Source organism: Actinoplanes sp. NPDC048791 (assembly GCF_040650095.1).
Lineage (GTDB): Bacteria > Actinomycetota > Actinomycetes > Mycobacteriales > Micromonosporaceae > Actinoplanes.
Genome location: NZ_JBEZGQ010000553.1, coordinates 1 through 5,645 on the forward strand (window position 1 = coordinate 1; position 5,645 = coordinate 5,645).

Consider the following 5,645-nt stretch of genomic DNA (forward strand, 5'->3'; position numbering starts at 1 on the left):
CCGCAACGCGCGCCTCGGGGCGGTCGCCGCGCCGGCCCTGAGCGCGCCCAAGCGCAGCCGCGCCGCCGTGCGCGCCGAGTTCCGGCTCACGCCGGACACCCCGCTGATCCTGTCGGTCGGCCGGCTGCACCCGCAGAAGCGGTACGACGTCCTGGTCGAAGCCGCCGCCCGTTGGCGGGACCTGACGCCGGCGCCGATGGTCGTGGTGGCGGGATCCGGGCCCAGCTACATGCTGCTGGCCCAGCGGGCGTCGGAGCTGCGCGCCAAGTTCTTCCTGCTCGGCCACCGCAAGGACGTGCCCGACCTGCTGGCCGGCGCCGACCTGGCCGTGATCACCAGCGACTGGGAAGCGCGTCAGCTGTTCGCCCAGGAGGCGCTGCATGCCGGGGTGCCGCTGGTCAGCACGGCCGTGGGCGGGCTGCCCGGGCTGGTGGGGGACGCGGCGGTGCTGATCCCGCCGGGTGACGTGGACGCGCTGGATACGGCGGTGCGGGAGTTGCTGGCCGACCCGGCCAAGCGGGCGGAGTATGCGGCTCGGGGGCCGCGGCAGGCTGCTACCTGGCCGTCCGAGGAGGACACGGTTGCGGACGTGCTCGCCGCGTATGCGTCGGTGACCACGAGCGCACGGGCAGGTCAGGGGTGAGCGACCCGGGTTCCGGCCTCCACTCACCCGATCCGGACGACGAGTCGACGCCCGAGGCGGGCGTGGCGGGGTTGGGCGCTGGGCAGCCGCCTGCGGTGGCGTCCGGGGCTGGCGCGGAGCCGGGTGACACGACGACCGCGGCAGAGACGAAGCCGGATGGCGAGGACTCGGGCAGCCCGGCGAGCCGCGAAGGCGGCACGGACACGGCCGAGAAGGCCGAAGACCGCAAACCAGCCGGCCCGAGCTCCGACCCGAACAAGCGGAAGCCCCGCAAACCCACCGCCGCCAGGCCGAGAAGGACGGCGATCGAAGGCCGGGGCAGCTGGCCACGAAGAGTCCGCAACACCCTGCGCCGCGGGATCAGGCCGGACTCCGCGCCCCCCTCGAGGATGCGGCGGGGACGGACCTGGCTGCCGTACCTGTTGATCGTGCTCGCCGCGGCCGCCAGCATCGCCGGCCTCGCCGTGCGTCCCGCCACCGGCGCCCCGCAGGACACCGCCGACTACGTCATCCTGGCCGGCGCGGCCGGTCTGCGCTGGGAGGATCTTGACCCGCAGCGCACCCCCGCCCTCTGGCAGGAGGCCACCCGCGGCTCGATCGGCTGGCTCTCGGTGCGGTCCGCCCACTCCACCACCTGCCCGGCGGACGGCTGGCTCACCCTGGGTGCCGGCAATTACTCGATCTGGGCGAACACCCGTGTCACCGGGCAGTGTCCGCCCGTGCAGCCCACCCTGACCCAGCCTGACGCGCTCGGCGCCAATCTGCCTGAGCTGGGCGGTGTCGTGCGCGGTAATCAGGACAACCAGCCGTACGGCGCCCTGCCGGGTGCGCTCGCCGAGTCCGTGCGGTGCACCGTGGCCGTCGGGCCCGGTGCCGCTGTCGCTGCGGCGCGGCCGTTCGGGCGCGTCGACCGGTACGCGGCCACGCTTCCCGACGATCCCCGGAGCCTGCTCTCCTACTGTGTGCTCAGCGTGGTCGACCTGGGCACGATCACCGGTTCCGGCGCCGCGCGGCAGTCGCTGGTCGCCCAGGCCGATGCCACCTTGGCGCGGATCGTCGCCGCGCGGCCCGAGCGGTCGCTGATCATGGTGGCGGGGGTTTCCGACACCGACACCACCTCGCGGTTGCATGTGGCGATCGCCGAGGGACCGGGCTGGCAGGGTGGCTGGCTGACCTCCGCCGGCACCGGCCGGGACGGCTATCTGCAGCTTGTCGACTTCGCGCCGACCGTGCTCACCGCGTTGGGCCGGCCCTCGCCGGAGGGGCGGTTCAGTGGTTTCACCGCGCTGTCGGTTCCTGGGCGTACCGCTGATCCGGCCGAGGCCGTCGGGGGCGAGAACAACGCCGACAAGCGGGCCGGGGCTCAGCTCGGGATCGCCGGGACGTTCTTCACCGGGCTGGCCGCCGTACAGCTGCTGGTTTTTCTGCTCGTGGTGCCGTTGATGATCCGGGCCCGGCGGCATGCCGGCCCGACCGGGCCCGCGGCCGCGCCGCGGCTGCTGGTGCTCGGGGTCGAGGTGCTGCTCATCGCGGTGGCGCTGGCCATTCCCGCCGCTCTGCTGGCCGACGCGGCGCCCTGGTGGCGGGCCGGGCGGCCGGGCATCGTGTTCGCGTTGCTGACCTTCGCGTTGATGGTGCTGGGCACTGCCGCGGTCCGGCTCGCGCCGCGTTACCCGCGCACGCTGTGGCCGATGGGTGTGGTCTGCGCGATCGGTGCCGCCGTGGTCGGGTTCGACCTGCTCACCGGCGCGCAGTTGCAGCTCAACGGGGTCGCCGGCTACTCGGCGATCGAGGGCGCGCGGTATTCCGGAGTGGGCAGCGTCGGCCTGGGCGTTTTCGTCGCCGGCATGTTGTTCCTGGCCGGCTGCGTGGCGCAGTGGGTGCGCCGGCCCTGGCGGCCCGTCGTGGTCGTGATGGTCGGCGGGCTCGCCGTCGTCATGGTCGGCAGCCCCTACCTGGGCGCCGACCCGGTCGGCGCGATCGCCGTCACCGCCGGCGTGTGCGTCGCCGCGGCGATCAGCACCGGCGGCTGGCTCACGTTCCCGCGTTTCGCCTGGGCGGCGCTCGCCGGGCTCGCGGTCACCATCGGCTTCGCCGTGCTGGACCTGCGCCGGCCCGAGCTTGAGCAGGGCAGCCTGGGGCGGGCCCTGACGGCCCTGGGCGACGGTACGGCGGGCCCGGCCATCCAGCGCGCGGCCACCTCCAACGGTCACGCTCTGGACAGCCCGTTGACGCTACTGGCGGTGATCGGCGTCCTCATGCTGGCCTTCAGCCAGTTCTCGCCGTGGGGCGGCCTCAACCGGGTCTTCGGGCTGCACCCGGCCCTGCGCGCGGCGTTGGCCGGCACCACCGTCGCCACGATGATCGCCGGAGTGCTCGGCGGGGCGGCGTTCGCAGTCGCGGGTGCCGCCGCGGCGGTGGCCGTGCCCTTGGCCGTTCTGACCACCTTGCGGGTGCTCGGACACGCCGCCGACCGCACCCGGCCCGAAGGGGGCACCGACGGTCCCGGCGGGCCCGGCCTGTCGATGCGACCCGGCCCGGTGCCGCCGCCCGCGGGCGACAAATCCGACTCGGCGGGCGTGACCGTGCGTCAGCTCTGACCCGGACACGCGTGACGACCAGCCCGAACGTGCGCGCGCCGGCGATGGTGTTACCGTGGAATCCCGTGGATGGCGCGATCTACCGATGAGGGTTGAGCGCCGGTCTGCACGATCGCATCTGACCGACCACGGGAGCAGGCCTTGGCTGCAACATCACGCGAGACGCGGCACATCTTCGTCACCGGGGGCGTCGCCTCCTCGCTGGGCAAGGGCCTCACCGCCTCCAGCCTCGGCAATCTGCTGACCGCGCGGGGACTTCGGGTCGTCATGCAGAAGCTCGACCCCTACCTCAACGTCGACCCCGGCACGATGAACCCGTTCCAGCACGGCGAGGTCTTCGTGACCGAGGACGGCGCCGAGACCGACCTCGACGTCGGGCACTACGAGCGGTTCCTGGACCGGGCGCTGGCCGGCAAGGCGAACGTCACCACCGGCCAGATCTACTCCTCGGTGATCGCCAAGGAGCGGCGCGGCGAATACCTGGGCGACACCGTGCAGGTCATCCCGCACATCACCAACGAGATCAAAGAGCGCATCTTCGCGATGGCCGATCCCGACGAGTACGGCCGCACCCCCGACGTCGTCATCACCGAGGTCGGCGGCACTGTCGGTGACATGGAGTCGCTGCCGTTCCTCGAGGCGATCCGCCAGGTGCGTCACGAGATCGGCCGTGACCACGTCTTCTACCTGCACGTCTCCCTGGTGCCGTACCTGGCGCCGTCGGGCGAGCTGAAGACCAAGCCGACCCAGCACTCGGTGGCCACGCTGCGCAACATCGGTATCCAGCCCGATGCGCTGGTCTGCCGCAGTGACCGGGAGATCCCGGAGAAGCTCAAGCACAAGCTGTCGCTCTACTGCGACGTCGACCGCGAGGCCGTGGTGGCCTGCCCGGACGCGCCCAGCATCTACGACATCCCCAAGGTGCTGCACCGCGAGGGTCTGGACGCGTACGTGGTGCGGCGGCTCGGGCTGTCGTTCCGTGACGTGGACTGGACCAGCTGGGACGACCTGCTCGAGCGGGTGCACCACCCGCGCCGGACGATCACCGTCGCGCTGGTCGGCAAGTACGTCGACCTGCCGGACGCGTACCTGTCGGTCAGTGAGGCGATCCGGGCGGCCGGCTTCGCCAACCACGCCCGGGTGCAGCTGCGCTGGGTGCCCAGCGACGACTGCGACACCCCGGCCGGCGCCGCCACCGCCCTGAAGGGCGTCGACGGCATCGTGATCCCCGGCGGCTTCGGCATCCGCGGCATCGAGGGCAAGATCAACACCTCCCGGTACGCGCGGGAGAACGGCCTGCCGATCCTGGGCCTCTGCCTCGGCCTGCAGTGCATGACCATCGACGCCGCGCGCAACCTGGCCGGCCTCGAGGGCGCCAACTCGCTGGAGTTCGACGAGCAGGCCCCGCACCCGGTCATCTCCACCATGGCCGACCAGGAGGACATCGTCGCGGGCAAGGGCGACCTGGGCGGCACGATGCGCCTGGGTGCGTACCCGGCGGCGCTGACCGAGGGCTCGATCGTGGCCGAGGCGTACGAGGGCACGGAGATCTCCGAGCGTCACCGGCACCGCTACGAGGTCAACAACGCGTACCGGGACCGGCTCGCCCAGGCCGGCCTGAAGTTCTCCGGCACCTCGCCCGACGGCCGGCTGGTCGAGTTCATCGAGCTGGACCGCGAGACGCACCCGTTCTTCGTGGCCACCCAGGCCCACCCGGAGCTCAAGAGCCGCCCGACCCGGGCGCACCCACTGTTCGCGGCGTTCGTCAAGGCCGCGGTGCAGTACGCGGCCGCCGACGAGCTGCCGGTCGAGGTGGCCGACGGCAGCAAGACCGTCGCCGAGCGCGGCAGGACCGACGGCAAGGGCAAAACCGGCAAGGCCGCGGTCGCGGCATCATGACAGCCTTCGCCCACGAGACCCTCTCGCGCACCGAGCGGTACGCGGGACCGATCTTCACGGTCTACTCCGACGAGGTCACCATGTCCGGTGGCGGCACCGCCGGGCGCGACGTCGTGGTCAACAAGAACGCGGTGGTCGTGGTCGCCCTCGACGACGTCGACCGGGTGGTGCTGATCAAGCAGTACCGGCACGCGGTCGGCAAGCGGCTCTGGGAGCTGCCGGCCGGCCTGTGCGACGTCGAGGGCGAGGACCTCGTCGTCACCGCCGCCCGCGAGCTGGCCGAGGAGGCGGACCTCAACGCCGGCCGCTTCGACCTGCTGGTGGACCTGCACCCGTCGCCCGGCTTCAGCGCCGAGAAGGTGCGGATCTTCCTGGCCCGGGAGCTGACCCCGGTGCCCGAGGACCAGCGCCACGAACGCACCGACGAGGAGGCCGACATCGAGATCGTCTGGCGCGACCTCGACGAGGCCGTCGCCATGGTGCTGCGCGGCGAGGTCACCAAC

General features: G+C 72.6%; 4 protein-coding genes. All 4 read left to right on the forward strand.

The features are described from left to right. Positions 1-643: glycosyltransferase family 4 protein (locus tag AB0C29_RS30810; protein WP_360827468.1), on the forward strand; the 643-nt coding region annotated here is incomplete at its 5' end. Between the two features lie 389 nt (positions 644-1,032). Then, positions 1,033-3,243 carry a hypothetical protein gene (locus AB0C29_RS30815; protein ID WP_360827471.1) on the forward strand — a complete coding sequence of 737 codons (2,211 nt, stop codon included), beginning with the start codon at positions 1,033-1,035 and terminating at the stop codon, positions 3,241-3,243. A 141-nt stretch (positions 3,244-3,384) separates the two neighbouring features. Further along, a complete protein-coding gene (locus AB0C29_RS30820; protein ID WP_360827474.1) occupies positions 3,385-5,142 on the forward strand; it encodes a CTP synthase in 1,758 nt (585 codons plus the stop codon). Continuing rightward, a partial coding sequence (locus AB0C29_RS30825; protein WP_360827477.1) for an NUDIX hydrolase occupies positions 5,139-5,645 on the forward strand: 507 nt, incomplete at its 3' end. The genes AB0C29_RS30820 and AB0C29_RS30825, both read left to right, overlap by 4 nt.

Bases quoted from the DNA above. Each gene is read 5' to 3' on its own strand.
- AB0C29_RS30815 (WP_360827471.1), top strand. From the start codon at position 1,033: ATGCGGCGGGGACGGACCTGGCTGCCGTACCTGTTGATCGTGCTCGCC.